Raw genomic sequence first — 15,670 nt, forward strand, 5'->3', positions numbered from 1 at the left:
CGCGCGCATCATTTCCGCTGCCTTCTCGTGCGCAGCGATGACCATAAATACAAGGAAACCAGATGACAGACACCAGGGACCCCATGGCCCCGGACGGGGCCGTCAACCCGATCGAGACCGACTACAAGGTTGGTCAGGACAACATCGTCGTCAACGTGGGCCCCTTCGGGCTCGACATCCATAACCGCGTATTTGCGGTGTCCGGCCTGCTGGTGGTCGCCTTCGTGGTGCTCACGCTGGCCTTCCAGAACCAGGTCGAGCCGCTGTTCAGCGGCATGCGGAGCTGGCTGACCTCCAGTCTGGACTGGTTCTTCATCGCCGCCGGCAACATCTTCGTGCTCGTCATGCTCGGTCTGGCGGTCTCTCCGCTTGGCAAGGTCCGTCTGGGTGGCACCGAGGCCACGCCCGACTACAGCTATCTGGGCTGGTTCTCGATGCTGTTCGCGGCCGGCATGGGCATCGGCCTGATGTTCTTCGGCGTGTCGGAGCCGCTTTCGCACTTCGGTAGTGCCTTCGGCGGCACCGCGGTGGAGAACGGCGTGCGCACCGACTGGGCGCCGCTGGGCGCGGCCGCCGGGGACGCCGAGGCGGCCACCCGGCTCGCCATGGCAGCCACGATCTACCACTGGGCACTGCACCCGTGGGCGATGTACGCCACGATGGCGCTCGGCCTGGCGCTGTTCTCGTTCAACAAGGGCCTGCCGCTCACCGTGCGTTCGGTGTTCTACCCGCTGCTGGGCGAGCGCGTGTGGGGCTGGCCGGGTCACGTCGTCGACATCCTCGCCGTGCTGGCGACACTGTTCGGCCTCGCCACCTCGCTCGGCTACGGCGCCGCGCAGGCGAGCTCCGGCCTCAACTTCCTCTTCGACGTACCCCTCGGCAACACCACCCAGATCGTGCTCGTGATCGGCATCACCGCGATCGCGCTGGTGTCCGTGGTGGCGGGTCTGGACGCGGGCGTCAAGCGCCTGTCCGAGATCAACATGGTGCTGGCGCTGCTGCTGATGCTGTTCGTGATCGGGGTCGGCCCCACGCTCGACATCCTCTCGGGCTTCTTCGGCAACCTCGGCGCCTACCTGGAACACCTGCCGGCGCTGGCCAACCCGATCGGGCGCGACGACGCCAACTTCTCGCAGGGCTGGACCGCCTTCTACTGGGCATGGTGGATCTCGTGGTCGCCCTTCGTCGGCATGTTCATCGCGCGCGTGTCGCGCGGGCGCACGGTGCGCGAGTTCATCTTCGCCGTGCTGATCGTGCCCTCGCTGGCCTGCGTGCTGTGGATGACGGTGTTCGGCGAGACCGCGATCCTGCAGGTCGTGCGCGACGGCTACGAGGCCGCGACCAAGGCCGAGCTGCCGCTGCAGCTGTTCGCGATGCTCGAGGCGCTGCCGCTGGCGCAGATCACCTCGTTCATCGCCATCGTCCTGGTGGTGGTGTTCTTCGTGACCTCGTCCGACTCGGGCTCGCTGGTGATCGACGTCATCGCCGCCGGCGGCAAGGTCGACGCGCCCTTGCCGCAGCGCGTGTTCTGGGCCACATTCGAGGGCCTGGTCGCAATCGCGCTGATCCTCGGCGGTGGCCTGGTGGCGCTGCAGGCGATGGCGGTGTCGACCGGCCTGCCCTTCACGATCGTGCTGCTGATGTCGGCGGTGGCGGTGGTCAAGGGGCTCATGTCGGAGCCGCGCTTGCGCTGAGCGCCTGCTTCGCGGGCAAGCCCGCGCCCGCGGCGGGCGGCCTCTTCCCGAGGACTGCCGCAAGGGCGCGCTTGCCCGCGAGTGCAGCCGCGATTCCACCCCGTCCTAGCGAGTCAGGCCTTCATGCAGATCGAACAACTCGAGATCCTCGACTTTCTGCGCGCCCGCCCGCCCTTCGCCGACCTGCCCGAGGAGGTGCTGCAGCGGACCGCTGCGGCGGTCGACGTGCGCTACTACAAGGCCGGCGAGGGCATCGTCGCGTTCGGCGAGCCCGCCGCCTTCTGGCACGTGGTGCGTAGCGGTGCCGTCGAGGTCTTCCGCCGCAACGGTACGCTGTACAACAGGCTCACCGAAGGCGGCTACTTCGGCGAGTTCGGCCTGCTGCGCAACGGTCGCGTGCGCTTTCCGGCCACCGCGCTCGAGGACGCGCTGATCTACCTCATCCCCGCCGCCGTCTTCACCGAGCTCTTCGAGCAGCACGAGAGCTTCGCCGACTACGTCGAGGTCGAGGACCGCACCCGCCTGCGCCAGGTGGTGTCGCGCCGGGAGGAGTCCAACGACCTGCTTTCGGCCACCGTCGACACCCTGGTGGGGCGCGCCGCGGTGACCTTGCCGAGCACGGCGAGCGCGCGCGAGCTTGCCCAGCGCATGAGCGAAGAGGGTGTGTCCTCGCTGCTGATCGTCGACGACAACCCCGAGGTGCCCGAGCTGCCCGTTCTGTCGGGCATCGTCACCGACCGCGACCTGCGCACGCGCCTGGTCGCCCCCGGCCTGCCCTACGACACCCCGGCGGGCGAGATCATGTCGCGCGGCGTGGTGGCGGTGAATCACAACCAGCTCGTGTTCGAGGCCATGCTGGCGATGCTGCGCCACAACGTGCATCACCTGCCGGTGCTGAAGAACCAGCGACCGCTGGGCGTGATCGCGCTGTCGGACATCATCCGCTACGAGTCGCGAAACAGCCTGTTCGTGGTCGGCAGCATCTTCCGCCAGCAGTCGCAGGATGAGCTCGCGGCGCTCGTGCCCGAGGTGCGCGCCTGCTTCGCGCGCATGGTGGCCGAGGACGCCAGCGCCAACATGATCGGCAGCGCGATGGCGGCGATCGGCCGCAGCTTCAAGCAGCGCCTGCTCGAACTCGCCGAGGCCGAGCTCGGCCCGCCGCCGGTGCCCTATTGCTTCCTGGCGCTCGGCTCGATGGCACGCCAGGAGCAACTCATCGTCACCGACCAGGACAACGCCCTGGTCCTCGACAACCGCTTCGACCCGGCGCAGCACGACGCCTACTTCAAGGCGCTCGCCGCCTTCGTCAGCGACGGCCTGGCGCGCTGCGGCTACAGCTACTGCAGCGGCGGGGTGATGGCGACCAACGCGCGCTGGCGGCAGCCGCTGCGGGTGTGGGAGCGCACCTTCATCGAGTGGATCGAGCGCCCGACCCCCGAGTCGCTGCTCAATGCCGGCATCTTCTTCGACCTCGACGGCGTGTGGGGGCGCACCGAGTGGGCGACGCGGCTGCGCGAGCTGATCGCCCGCAAGGCCCGCGGCAACGCGCGCTTTCTCGCCTGCATGGCGCGCAACGCGCTGCTGCGCACGCCGCCGCTCGGCTTCTTCAAGGACTTCGTGGTCGAATCGGACGGCCGCCACACCGGCGCGATCAACATCAAGCGCCGCGGCACCGCGCCGCTCGCCGACCTGGTGCGGGTGCATTCCCTGGCGATCGGTTCGATGGCGCTGAACTCCTTCGAGCGCCTCAAGGACATCATCGATGCGGCCATCCTGCCGCTCGGGCGCGGGCAGGACCTCTACGACGCGCTCGAATTCATCTGCATGGTGCGCGCCCGCCACCAGGCCGAGTCGCTCGCCGCGGGTGCCGAGCCGGACAACAGCATCGTTCCGGAGAAGCTGTCGGAGTTCGAGCGCAAGAGCCTGCGCGACGCCTTCCTGATCCTCGGCAACGCGCAGAAATTCCTCAAGTACCGTTACCAGCCCGGGCGGGCGAACTGAGGCCGCGACCATGCTGCACCTGGGCGACCTCAGGAAGGATGCCCCCGTGTTTCGCCTTGGCGGCGCACGGGCAGTCCCGGACTGGCCGGCGCGCTTTGCCGCGCTCGCCGCCGCCGCCCGCGATGCCCGCCTGCGCGCCTTCTACGCCGCCGGCGCGGTGGGCGGCGACACGCCGATCAAGGACGTGCCGATGGTCGCGCTCGACGTCGAGACCACCGGGCTCGATCCCGCGCGCGACGAGATCGTCAGCATCGGCGCGGTGCCGATCGACGGCGCCCGCATCCGCTCGAGCGCCTCGCGCTACTGGGTGGTGCGCCCGCGCCTCGAGCTGAACCCCGAGTCGGTCACCATCCACGCCATCACCCATGCGCAGATCGAGGCCGCGCCCGACTTCGGCGCGATCGTGGACGCGCTGCTGCCGGCGCTGGCCGGCCGCGTGGTGGTGGTGCATTGCCGCGAGATCGAGCGCAGCTTCCTGGACGTGGCGCTGCAGGCGCGTCTCGGCGAGGGGCTCGAGTTCCCGGTCATCGACACCATGGAGCTGGAGGCGCGCCTGCATCGCCAGCCGCCGCCCGGCCTGTTCGCGCGCCTCTTCGGGCGCAAGCCGGCGCAGGTGTCGATTCGCCTTGCCGACAGCCGCGAGCGCTATGGCCTGCCGCGCTACCGCGCCCACCACGCGCTGACCGACGCGCTCGCCACCGCCGAGCTGCTGCAGGCGCAGGTGGCGCACCGGTTCGCGCCGGAGACGCCGCTGCGCGAGCTGTGGCGCTGATTCGCCCCCGTGGGCGCAACTGTCTGCGGGAGCGGGCTTGCCCGCGAACAGCGCTTCCTGGACCGCCGCTTTCGCGGGCAAGCCCGCTCCCACGGCAAGCCCGCGCCCACGGCGGGCTTCGGATCAGTCCAGGCCTTGCGAGGAAAGGTATTCCTCGTAGGTCCCGCGGTAGTCGACGATCTGGTGGTCGAGTTTGATCTCGATGATGCGGGTGGCGAGCGAGGACACGAACTCGCGGTCATGCGAGATGAAGATCAGCGTGCCGGAGAACTTCTCGAGGCCGCTGTTGAGCGACTCGATCGATTCCATGTCGAGGTGGTTGGTGGGCTCGTCCATCAGCAGCACGTTGGGGCGCGACAGCATCAGCTTGCCGAACAGCATGCGGCCCTGCTCGCCGCCGGAGATCACCTTCACCGACTTCTTCACCTCGTCGCCCGAGAACAGCAGGCGGCCGAGCGTGCCGCGCAGCAGGGTCTCGTTGTCCTCGCCGGTGGCGGCGGCGGTGATGCGCGAATAGGGCGCGATCCAGTCGGTGAGGCTGACGTCCTCGGCGAAATCGCTCGAGTGGTCCTGCGCGTAGTAGCCCGGCTTGGCCTTCTCCGCCCACTTGATGGCGCCCTTCTGCGGCGCGAGCTCGCCCATCAGCAGCTTCATCAGCGTGGTCTTGCCGACGCCGTTCTCGCCGATGATCGCCACCTTCTCGCCGGCCTCGATGGCGATCGAGAAGCGGTTGATCAGCGGCTTGTCCATGCCCTCGTAGGCGAAGGAGATGTTGTCCACCTCGCAGGCCAGGCGGTGCAGCTTGTCCTTCTCGTCGTAGTCGAAGCGGATCCACGGGTACTGGCGGGAAGACGGCTTGACGTCCTCGGGCTTGAGCTTGTCGATCAGCTTGAGGCGGCTGGTGGCCTGCTTGGCCTTGGACTTGTTGGCCGAGAAGCGGCGCACGAAGGCCTGCAGCTCCTGGATCTTGTCCTTGGCGCGGGCGTTGGCCGACGACTGGCGCTCGCGCGCCATCGTCGACGCTTCCATGTAGTCGTCGTAGTTGCCCGGGTAGATCGTGATCGTGCCGTAGTCCAGGTCGGCCATGTGGGTGCAGACCTGGTTCAGGAAGTGGCGGTCGTGCGAGATGATGACCATCGTGCAGTCGCGGTTGTTGAGCACGTCCTCGAGCCAGCGGATGGTGTTGATGTCGAGGTTGTTGGTCGGCTCGTCGAGCAGCAGGATGTCGGGGTTGGCGAACAGCGCCTGGGTGAGCAGCACGCGCAGCTTCCAGCCCGGGGCGACCTCGCTCATCGGGCCGTTGTGCAGCTCGGTGGGAATGCCCACGCCGAGCAGCAGCTCGCCGGCGCGCGCCTCGGCGGTGTAGCCGTCGTACTCGCCGACCTTGCCCTCGAGCTCGGCGGCGTGCATGTAGTCGTCCTCGGTGGCGTCCGGGTTGGCGTAGATCGCGTCGCGCTCCTTGATCGCCGCCCACAGCTCCTCGTGGCCCATCATCACCACGTCGAGCACGCGCATGTCTTCGTAGGCGAACTGGTCCTGGCGCAGGTAGGCCATGCGCTCGTGCGGATCCTTGGAGACGTTGCCTGCGCTGGGTTCGAGGATGCCGCACAGGATCTTCATGAAGGTCGACTTGCCGGCGCCGTTGGCTCCGATCAGGCCGTAGCGGTTGCCGTCGCCGAACTTGACGGAGACGTTCTCGAACAGGGGCTTGGCCCCGAACTGCTGGGTGATATTGGCTGCGACGAGCACGGAAGCGTCCTGATTTTCAGATAAAACAAAGCCTTGGATTATAGCGCAGGCTGGCGCGGGCGGGCTCGCCGGCGTGCGCGGTCAGCGTCCGGCGGGGGCGTCGCCGAGGTCGAACTCGCAGCGGTTGCGCCCGCCCTGCTTGGCGCGATACATCGCGTCGTCGGCGCGATTGACCAGGCGCTGGTAGTCGGGGTGGCCGTCGTGCATCGCGGCGCCGATGCTCACGGTAAGCCTGAGCTGCGGCCCGCCGGCGATGATCAGCGCCTCGGAGGCGATGCGCGTGCGGATCTTCTCGGCCACGCGCTTCGCATGCTGCGGATCCATCTCCACCAGCAGCACGAGGAATTCCTCGCCGCCGTAGCGGAACACGAAGTCGCCCGAACGCACGGTGTTCTGCAGGATCGCCGCCACCTGCTGCAGCACGCGGTCGCCGGCCTGATGGCCGTGCTCGTCGTTGATGCGCTTGAAGTGGTCGACGTCGATCAGCAGCAGCGCGAACGGCGTGCCCTCCGTGCGCGCGATCTCCGATTCGCGCGCCAGGATCGCAGGCAGGAAGCGCCGGTTGAGCAGCTGCGTCAGCGCATCCTTGCCCGACTCGAGATCGACCAGGTGCTCGAACATGCTCTCGACGAGGAACTTGAGTTCGCCGGTCGCCGACTGGATCTCGCGCATCAGGCGCCGCGTCTCGGCGAGGTCGTCGCTGTCGAGCTGCTGGGTACAGAGCGGCAGCAGGCTGTCGTCGATGCTGCGCATCAGGGCGCGGATCGTGCTCATCTCCGGTGCGCCGCGGAACATCGCCGACGCCTTGTGCTGCATCCACAAGCCGAAGGACGACTGGCTCACGCGCGGGAGGCTGTCGCCGGGCGCGGCGGTCATCATGGCCTGCAGGTAGCGGTTCTCCCAGTCGAGCAGTGCGCTGCGCTGGCGCTCGCGCTCGAGCGACATGTTCTGCCCGGTCGAGAAGGCGCGATAGGCCTCGTCGATGCGCGCCGTGCGCTCGTGCGAGGCGACGAAGGCCGAGCTCATGACCTCGAAGGCGAGGTCGATCAGGCTGTCGACGTAGATCACTGCCTCGACCAGATCGTCGCGGCTCAGCGTGCTCTGCGCGAGCTGACTGCCGATGCGGTTCTTCAGCAGGCGCGCGCCGCGCGCGACGATGTTCACCGGCACGTCGATGCGCGCGTGGACCTCGCCGACGTGGCGCTGCATCGCCATCGCGGTCAGGAACTGCGCGCGCGTCTCGCATGAGAACAGCGTGCTCAGCCAGCGCTGCATCGAGGCATGCAGACGGGCGTGGACGGTCTCGTTGTCGAGGAAGGCCTGCGCCTCGGGGTCCTGCATCATCCGCGTGTAGAAGCTGTCAGCCATCGACGCCTTGTGGGTCTCGACGATGTCGCGCACGGCCGTCCGCGACCGTTCGGGCGCGTGATCGAAAATATCGGACCAATCCTTCTGGATCGTCTCGTCCGTTGCAGGGGATGAATCTGGCATTTTTGTTATGAATCATACGTTTGAAGAAGTTCGCGATATTGCCACGCAACATCAAGATCTGCTGAATTGCTTGTACCCAATCCCGGCGTCTCGCCTCGCCGCCGCCGCGGGCGCGTGTCGGAATCGTCCGACGCCGGTTTCGGAGCGGGCCGATGGGCGCCAGCGCGGCCGGCGCCTAGAGTGAAGGCGTGATCCGGGGCTGCTCCGCCCGGAGCCCAGCGAGGAGAACATCATGCTGCACTACGCCGTCGTCTTCTTCGTCATCGCCCTCATCGCCGCCGTGCTCGGTTTCGGCGGCATCGCCGCCGGCGCCGCCGAGATCGCCAAGGTGCTGTTCGTCGTCTTCCTGGTGATGGCGATCGCCAGCTTCATCATCAACCTCATCAAGGGGCGATGAGGCCATGGCCCGCGTCGCGGACGGCGCCAGCCTCACCGGCCCGCTTCGGCTATGCTGGCGCCCATTCACCGCACTCCGGACCTTCGCCCATGCTGCGCATCGCCATCGTCGACGACCACCAGATCGTGCGCGCCGGCTTTCGCGAACTGCTGGCCGACGAGCTCGGCCTCGAGATCGCGTTCGAGGCGGCCTCGGGTGAGGCCGCGCTCGAAGCCCTGCGCGCGCAGCCGGTCGACGTGCTGCTGCTCGACCTGTCCCTGCCCGGCCAGAGCGGCGTCGACGTGCTGCGCGCGGTGCGCCAGCGTTTTGATGGCGTGCGCGTGCTGATGCTGTCCGGCTTTCCGGAAGAACGCTACGCGCTGGCGATGATCCGCAACGGCGCCGACGGCTACCTGTGCAAGGACTGCTCGCGCGAGGAACTGCTGCAGGCCATCCGCACCGTGGCGCAGGGCCGGCGCTACGTGTCGGCGCGCACCGCCGAGCTGCTCGCCGAGGAGCTCGGCGGCGGGGGCGGGGGCGCGCCGCACGAGAAGCTGTCCGACCGCGAGCTGCAGGTCTTCCTGCGCCTGGCGCGCGGCGAGTCGGTGTCGGACATCGCCGAGGTGCTGAACCTGAGCGTGAAGACCGTCAGCACCTACCGCACCCGCCTGCTGGAGAAGCTCGGCGTGGGCAGCAATGCCGAGCTGGCCACCTACGCGCTGCGCCACGGGCTGATCCTGGAGTAGGGAGGCGGAGCGATGACGGCGCCGCTTCGATCCGAATCCGCCGCGCCGGGGCTGCGCGTCGTGCTGATCGAGGACTCGGCGATGCTGCGTGGCATGCTCCGCGAGATGCTCGAGGAGCTCGACGGCGTCGCCGTGGTGGCCGAGGCCGAGGACGAGCAGGGCGCGCTCGCCGCGCTCGAGACCCAATGCCCCGACCTGGCGATCGTCGATCTCGAACTGCGCGCGGGCAGCGGCCTGGGCGTGCTGCGCCAGCTGCAGGCCGAGCCGGCGCGCTTCGGACGTCCGCGCGCGGTGGTGTTCTCCAACTACGGCCACGCGCCGGTGCGCGCGCGCTGCGCGCAGCTCGGCGTCGAGCGCTTCTTCGACAAATCCTTCCAGCTCGACGAGCTGATCGACTTCGTCCAGGCCGCGGTTGCGGGCTGAGCCCCTTCAGTGCATGCGCGCGAACGGTACGCGCGCGGTGATGCGCGTCCCCTGGCCCGGCGCGCTGTCGATGTCCAGACGGCCGGCGAGCATCTGCACCCGGTGCGCCATGCCGGCGAGGCCGTGGCGGTCGTCGCCGCGCGCGGCCGGGTCGAAGCCGACGCCGTTGTCCTCCACCGTCAGTTCCAGCTCGTCGCCCTCGATGCGCAGGCGCAGGCGCACGCGCGTCGCCTGCGCATAGCGGCGCACGTTGGTCAGCGCCTCCTGCGCGATGCGGTAGAGCGCGAGTGCGGTCGGAGGCGGCAGCTCGGGCAGGGACTCGGGCAGGTCGATCTCGAGCGCGCCGCCGTGCTCGCCGATGTCGCCGCTGTCGGGCAGCGCGCGCAGCGCCTCGACCAGACCGAGCTCGGACAGCAGGGGCGGGCGCAGGTCGGCCACCACCTTGCGCTTGAGCGCGATGCCCTGGTTCAGTGTGTCGAGCAGGCGGTCGAAGCGGCCGCGCAGCGGCGCCAGGCTGTCGGCCGGCAGCGTGCGCACGATCCAGCCGGCGTCTAGCTTGGCGGCCGTGAGCAGGGCACCGAGCTCGTCGTGCAGCTCGCGCGCCAGGCGTGCCTTCTCGGCTTCGCGGGCGTTGGTCAGGTAGCTGGCGAGGCTGCTGAGTTCCTGCGTGCGGTGGGCGACCTCGGTGTGCAGGCGCTCGTTCTCCGAGTGCAGCAGTTGCGCCATGCGTTCGCGCAGGCGGTCCTGACGGTACAGCACCACGACCAGCACCAGCAGCAGCGCCAGCACGCTGGCGCCGAGCACGCGGTTCATCGTGCGCGCGTCGGCAAAGCGTGCGAAGGCGCCGTCCTGGGTGGCGTCGATCTCGGCCTGGGTGGCGGCGCGCAGCGTCAGGATGCGGGCGCGGATGTCGTCGGTGACCTGCTTGCCGGTGCCGCCGTCGGGCTGGACGGCCGTGGGTGGCACGCCGCGCTCGATCGCCTGGGTGAGCAGGCTCCAGCGCATGTCGATCAGCAGCGCCAGATGGTCGACGGTCTCGCGCTGGCCTTCGTCCGTCCACGCGTCTGCGCGCAGCGCGCCCAGCGTGGCTTCGAGCCCGGCCTGGCCCTCCTGGTAGGGCCTGAGATACACCGGGTTGCGGGTGAGCAGGTAGCCGCGCACGCTCGACTCGGCGTCGAGCATCTGCAGCAGCAGGGTGTCGAGGTGATGGAGCCGAACCGAGCGCGCGCGCAAGTCCTCGAGTGCGGCGCGGCTCGACTCGGTTTGCCACTGGCCCGCGACCAGCCACGCCAGCCCGAGCACGAAGCTCAGCAGCAGCACGGCGATCAGCAGGCCCGCGCGTGGGCGCGGCAGGCGGGAGGGCGCAGGGGGCAAGGGCAGGGGCTCCGGCATCGAATCCATGAACCTGTCCTATCCTAGCCCACGCCTGCGCGAAAGTCCGGCGCACGTGCCGGCTGTGCGCAAGTCCGCGCCCTCGGCAAGCAGCGGCCTCGTCATCATGCCGGGGCCGCTGCGCGCGCTCAGGGCCGGATCGCGATGTCGTTCTTCACCGCCTTCACGCCCGGCGTGCTGCGGGCGATGTCGACCGCGCGATTGCGCTCGGCGGTGCTCTTGGCGAAGCCGGACAGCTGCACCGTGCCCTTCAGCGTCTCCACGCTGATCGCCATCGCGCTCACGGTCGGGTCTTCGGCGAACTTGGCTTTCACCCGCGTGGTGATGGTCGCGTCATCGACGTATTCGCCGACGGTCGATTGGTCGCGGGTGACGGCGCAGCCGACTGCGGTGAAGGCGAGCAGGCCGGACAGGGCGAGGGTGGCGGCGGTGTGTTTCATGGTGGTCTCCTTGGTGGATCTGTCGTTCGGGGCGGGACGGGCGTCGTCGCCCCTGCGATGCGATTCAAATGTATGCTCCCCGCCGCCTGCACGCTGTCCGACAGTGCGGATTGCGCTGTAGGACAATTCCCGCACGGCATCCCCGCCCCGATCTGTACCTTCCCGTCCCGATGCGCTTCCTTCATTCCGCCGACTGGCATCTCGGCCGTGTCTATCACGGCGTCTCCCTGCTCGAAGACCAGGCCCACGTGCTGCAGCAGTTCGTGCGCATCGCCGCCGACACCCGGCCCGACGCCATCCTGCTCGCCGGCGACATCTACGACCGCTCGGTGCCACCGGCCGACGCGGTGCGCCTGCTCGGCCTGGTGCTCGAGCAGCTGGTGCTGGAACTGAAGATCCCGGTGGTGTTGATCGCCGGCAACCATGACGGCCCCGACCGCCTCGCATTCGGCTCCGGGTTGCTGCAGCGTGCCGGGCTGGTGGTGCGCGGGCCGGTGGAGATGGACGCCGCGCCGCTGGTGCTGCGTGACGCGCACGGCGAGGTCGAGATCCACGCCCTGCCGTATGCCGAGCCGGCGCTGGTGCGCAGCGCCAGCGGGGACGAGTCGATCACCGATCATCACGCCGCGCTCGCCGCCCAGACCGCAGCGGTACGCGCCGCACGCGCGCCCGGCCGGCGTGCGGTGGTGGTCGCCCATGCCTTCGTGCAGGGCGGGGCGGAGAGCGAGTCCGAGCGCCCGCTGTCGGTCGGCGGAACGGGCGCGGTCGGCGCCGAGGTGTTCGTCGGTTTCGACTACGTGGCGCTTGGGCACCTGCACCGCCCGCAGGCGCTGGGGGGCGAGGGCGCCGAACCCTGGCGCAACGCGCGCATCCAGTACGCCGGCTCGCTGCTCAAGTACTCCTTCGCCGAGGCCGACCACGCCAAATCGGCGAACCTCGTCGAGATGGGCGCCGAGGGCAACTGCACGGTCGAGCGCATCGCGCTGGTGCCGCGCCGCGACCTGCGCATCCTCGAGGGCGAGCTCGCCGCGCTGGTGGCCGCCGCCGCCACCGACCCGGCGCGCGACGACTACCTGCTCGCCCGCCTCACCGACCAGGGCGCGCTGCTCGACGCCATGGGCAAGCTGCGCAGCGCGTATCCCAACGCGCTCGCGATCGAGCGCCCGGCGCTGATCGGCGACGGTCCGGGGCGCGCCGCCGCCGACCACCGCCGCACCCGCATCCAGGATCTCTTCGCCAGCTTTCATCAGGAGACCACCGGCGTGGCGCTGGAACCCGCCGCACAGGCCGCGCTCGATCGCGTCGTCGACCGCCTCGAACAGGAGGCGCGCGCCGCATGAAGCCGCTCAAGCTCACCCTGCAGGCCTTCGGGCCGTTTGCCGGCTGCGAAGGGGTGGATTTCACCCTGCTGCCGTCAGGCTGCCTGTTCCTCATCGCCGGCCCCACCGGCGCGGGCAAGACCTCCATCCTCGACGGCATCACCTACGCGCTCTATGGCGACACCTCGGGCGGCGAGCGCAGCGCGCGCGAGATGCGCAGCCACCATGCCGACGCCAGCGTGCAGACCGAGGTCGAATTCGAGTTCGCGCTCGGCGAGCGTCGCTACCGCGTCAAACGCATTCCCGAACAGGAGCGCGCCGCGCTGCGTGGCGACAAGCTGGTCAAGGTGCTCGCCAAGGCCGAGCTCTACCGGCTGGAAGCGGACGACGAGACGTGGATGCCGCTCGCGCACAAGACCACCGAGGTCACCGCGCTCGTCGAGGAACTGCTCGGCTTCAAGGCCGAACAGTTCCGCCAGGTCGTGCTGCTGCCGCAGGGCCAGTTTCGCAAGCTGCTGGCGGCGAGCTCGGCCGAGCGCGAGAAGATCCTCGAGACCCTGTTCGGCACCGCCACCTACAAGCGCCTGCAGGACGCGCTGAAGGCCGAGGCCGCCGCGCTGCGCGAACGTGGCGAGCAGGCCGCGCTGCAGCGCCGGACCCTGCTCGAGCAGGCGGGGGCGGACACGATCGAGGCGCTCGTCGCCCGCCGCGATGCGCTGCAGGCCGAACTGGCGACGCTGGCCGATGCCGAGCAGCAGGCGCGCACCGAGGACGCTGCCGCGCGCGCCGCGCTGCAGCAGGGGCAGGCGGTCGAGGCGCAGTTTGCCGAAGCGGCCGCGGCGAGTGTGGCGCTCGAAGCGCTCGAGGCCGGGAGGACCGAACTCGACGCCCAGCGCTTGCGCCTGGAGCAGGCCCGGCGCGCGCTACAGGTGGTGCCCGCCGACAGCGCGCTGGCCGCCGCGCGCCGTGGCGCCGAAGAGGCGCGCGAGCGCGAAGCGCGAATCGCGAACGAAGCTGCCGAAGCCGCTCGCCGCCTGAGCGCAGCGGAAACCGCGCTACAGACCGAAGTGGCGCGTGCGCCCGAGCGCGAGGCGGCGCAGCGCGAACTGCTGCGTCTGGAGGCGCTCGCCGAGACGGTGACGCGCCTCGCCCAGGCCGACACGGAGGCCCAGCGCTGCGAGGCCGCCCGCATCGCCGCCGACAAGGCGCTCGCCACCACCACCGCGCAGCAGCAGACGCTGGCCAACCGCCGCAGCGAGCTTGCGGCCCGCATCGAGGTGATTCAGCCCCTCGCCGCCGACGTCCCCGCTCTCGCGCTGCGCCTGCAGCAGGCCGAGCAGCGCGCCCAGGCGCTCGCCGCACTGGCCGCCGCGCGCGCGCAGCTCGCCCAGCGCGAGGCCAGCGAGGCCAAGGCGCGCCAGGCCTGCGATGGTGCGCAACGCGCCGCGACTGAAGCCCGCGCCGCCTTCACCGCGCTCGACACCCGCTGGCGCCAGGCCCAGGCTGCCATCCTCGCCCGCCACCTGCACGAGGGCGCGCCCTGCCCGGTGTGCGGCAGCGCCGAGCACCCCGCGCCCGCGCGCCACGAAGGCGAACTGCCCACCGAGCAGGCGCTGCAGGACGCGGCGGACGCTGCGCGCGCAGCCGAGGCGGCGCTCGATGGCGCGCGCCAGGCACTCAACGCCGCCGAGCTCGCGCGCGCCAAGGCCGCCGCCGAGGTCGACACCCGCGCGGGGGCGCTTCAACCGGCGGATACGCCGGTGGTCGCGGCAGACGAGCTCGCCGAGCTGCGCCGCCAGCTCGACGCCGCCCGCGCCGCCGCGGCGGCGCTCGCGCCGCTGCGCGAGCAGGTGATCGCGCTCGACGCCGAACTCGCCCGCGCCGCCACCGCTTGCGAGCAGGCGCGCGCGCAGTCCGTCGAGGCGGCGAGCGCGGCGCGCTCGGCGCAACACGTCGCCGACGAGCGGCGTGCCGGCGTGCCCGAAGCCTTGCGCACGCCCGCCGCGCTGCAGGCAGCGCTCGCTGGCGCGCAGGCGACGCGCGAGCGCCTCGATCGGGCCTTGCAGCAGGCGCACAGCGCCCACGGCGAAGCGGCCAGCCGCGCGGCGGGTCTGCGCGCGCAGCACGCCACGCTGGGCGAGGCCGTGCAGGCGGCCGGGGCGCGGGTCGACGAGGCGCTTGCGCAGTTCGGGATTGCATTGCAGGCAGCGGGCTTCTGGTCGGCGGGCGTTGATGCAGGTATCGGAAGTGAGGCCTTCGAGGAAGGCGATGCTGCGGCGGTGAGCCTGTCTTCGTTCGCGGGCAAGCCCGCGCCCACCGGGGGCGAGCGGGCCGATCGTGAGCTCGCGCAGGCCGAGGCGGCGTGGCGCGCGGCGCTGATCCCCGCCGAGCGCATCGCCGCGCTCGAAGCCACCATCCGCGACGCCGACCATCGCCGCGCCGCCGCCCGCGAACGCGCTGAGCGCGCCACGCTTGCCATCGCCGACCTCACCCGCCCCGACCTCGCCGCGCTCGACGCCCGCACCGCCACTGCCCGCGCCGCCGTCGAGGCCGTGCTGGCCCGCCTCGCCTACGCCCGCGGCGCGCTCGCCACGCTCGGCGAAACCCTCGCCCGCCTCGACGACATCGCCCGCCAATCCGGCGCCATCGAGGCCGAATACCGCGTCGTCGGCCATCTCGCCGACATCGCCAACGGCGCCAACGGCCGCAACCTCACCTTCCAGCGCTACGTGCTCGCCGCGCTGCTCGACGACGTGCTGCGCGCCGCCTCGCTGCGCCTGGCGGCGATGAGCCGCGGCCGCTACGAGCTCCAGCGCCGCGAGGATCTCGCCGATGCCCGCCGCGCCGGCGGTCTCGACCTCGAGGTCTTCGACGAATACACCGGCCGCACTCGCCCGGCGAGCACGCTGTCCGGCGGCGAAGGCTTCATGGCCTCGCTGTCGCTTGCGCTCGGGCTGTCCGACGTCGTCCAGGCCTACGCCGGCGGCGTGCAGCTCGACACCCTGTTCATTGACGAAGGCTTCGGCAGCCTCGACCCCGAGTCGCTCGACATGGCGATGAAGGCGCTCATCGACCTGCAGCAGCGCGGCCGCACCGTGGGCGTGATCTCGCACGTCGAGGAGATGAAGCAGCAGATCGACGTGGCGATCGAGGTGGTGCAGGGGGTGCGGGGGAGCCGGGTGAGGGTGCGGGCGTGAAGACCGACACAAGCCCATGGCATGCCAGCACGTCTGCGCGCTAGAATGCCGTCTTCTATCTTTTTGGCAT

12 protein-coding genes are annotated in these 15,670 nt (G+C 70.4%); 8 read left to right on the top strand and 4 right to left on the bottom strand.

Features of this window, described 5'->3' with window-relative positions; all coding sequences use genetic code 11:
• Nucleotides 1-62: 62 nt before the first annotated feature.
• From AAG895_RS01045 to AAG895_RS01055, 3 genes are all read left to right on the top strand, one after another.
• Nucleotides 63-1,694: a BCCT family transporter gene (locus AAG895_RS01045; RefSeq protein WP_345793714.1), complete on the top strand. Its 1,632-nt coding sequence runs from the start codon at nucleotides 63-65 to the stop codon at nucleotides 1,692-1,694.
• A 123-nt stretch (nucleotides 1,695-1,817) separates the two neighbouring features.
• Nucleotides 1,818-3,695, top strand: a complete 1,878-nt coding sequence (locus AAG895_RS01050; protein WP_345793715.1) for a DUF294 nucleotidyltransferase-like domain-containing protein — start codon at nucleotides 1,818-1,820, stop codon at nucleotides 3,693-3,695.
• A gap of 10 nt (nucleotides 3,696-3,705) precedes the next feature.
• Complete coding sequence (locus AAG895_RS01055; RefSeq protein WP_345793716.1) at nucleotides 3,706-4,467, top strand: 3'-5' exonuclease; 762 nt, start codon at nucleotides 3,706-3,708, stop codon at nucleotides 4,465-4,467.
• Nucleotides 4,468-4,590: 123 nt separating this feature from the next.
• Here the strand turns inward: AAG895_RS01055 and AAG895_RS01060 are convergent, their stop codons facing one another.
• Both AAG895_RS01060 and AAG895_RS01065 read right to left on the bottom strand, forming a co-directional pair.
• Nucleotides 4,591-6,216 carry an ABC-F family ATPase gene (locus AAG895_RS01060; protein WP_345793717.1) on the bottom strand — a complete coding sequence of 542 codons (1,626 nt, stop codon included), beginning with the start codon at nucleotides 6,214-6,216 and terminating at the stop codon, nucleotides 4,591-4,593.
• Between the two features lie 81 nt (nucleotides 6,217-6,297).
• Nucleotides 6,298-7,707: a diguanylate cyclase gene (locus AAG895_RS01065; protein WP_345793718.1), complete on the bottom strand. Its 1,410-nt coding sequence runs from the start codon at nucleotides 7,705-7,707 to the stop codon at nucleotides 6,298-6,300.
• 232 nt (nucleotides 7,708-7,939) lie between these two features.
• On the opposite strand from AAG895_RS01065, the gene AAG895_RS01070 reads away from it, so the two are divergent.
• The 3 genes from AAG895_RS01070 (at nucleotide 7,940) to AAG895_RS01080 (ending at nucleotide 9,252) form a co-directional block, all read left to right on the top strand.
• Entirely contained in the window at nucleotides 7,940-8,104 is a 165-nt protein-coding gene (locus AAG895_RS01070; protein ID WP_345793719.1) for a DUF1328 domain-containing protein, read from the top strand.
• 89 nt (nucleotides 8,105-8,193) lie between these two features.
• Entirely contained in the window at nucleotides 8,194-8,829 is a 636-nt protein-coding gene (locus AAG895_RS01075; protein ID WP_345793720.1) for a response regulator transcription factor, read from the top strand.
• Nucleotides 8,830-8,841: 12 nt separating this feature from the next.
• Entirely contained in the window at nucleotides 8,842-9,252 is a 411-nt protein-coding gene (locus AAG895_RS01080; RefSeq protein ID WP_345793721.1) for a response regulator, read from the top strand.
• A 6-nt stretch (nucleotides 9,253-9,258) separates the two neighbouring features.
• Here AAG895_RS01080 and AAG895_RS01085 read toward each other — a convergent pair whose 3' ends face one another.
• Complete coding sequence (locus tag AAG895_RS01085; RefSeq protein WP_345793722.1) at nucleotides 9,259-10,653, bottom strand: CHASE3 domain-containing protein; 1,395 nt, start codon at nucleotides 10,651-10,653, stop codon at nucleotides 9,259-9,261.
• A 119-nt stretch (nucleotides 10,654-10,772) separates the two neighbouring features.
• The gene (locus tag AAG895_RS01090; protein ID WP_345793723.1) at nucleotides 10,773-11,084 is read right to left on the bottom strand and encodes a BON domain-containing protein; all 312 of its coding nucleotides are present in this window, start codon (nucleotides 11,082-11,084) and stop codon (nucleotides 10,773-10,775) included.
• 170 nt (nucleotides 11,085-11,254) lie between these two features.
• On the opposite strand from AAG895_RS01090, the gene AAG895_RS01095 reads away from it, so the two are divergent.
• Nucleotides 11,255-12,424 carry an exonuclease SbcCD subunit D gene (locus AAG895_RS01095; protein ID WP_345793724.1) on the top strand — a complete coding sequence of 390 codons (1,170 nt, stop codon included), beginning with the start codon at nucleotides 11,255-11,257 and terminating at the stop codon, nucleotides 12,422-12,424.
• Entirely contained in the window at nucleotides 12,421-15,600 is a 3,180-nt protein-coding gene (locus AAG895_RS01100) for an SMC family ATPase (RefSeq protein WP_345793725.1), read from the top strand. Before AAG895_RS01095 ends, AAG895_RS01100 begins: the two co-directional genes overlap by 4 nt.
• The last annotated feature ends 70 nt before the right edge of the window (nucleotides 15,601-15,670 follow it).

It is taken from the genome of Thauera sp. JM12B12, assembly GCF_039614725.1.
Classification (GTDB): Bacteria; Pseudomonadota; Gammaproteobacteria; order Burkholderiales; family Rhodocyclaceae; genus Thauera.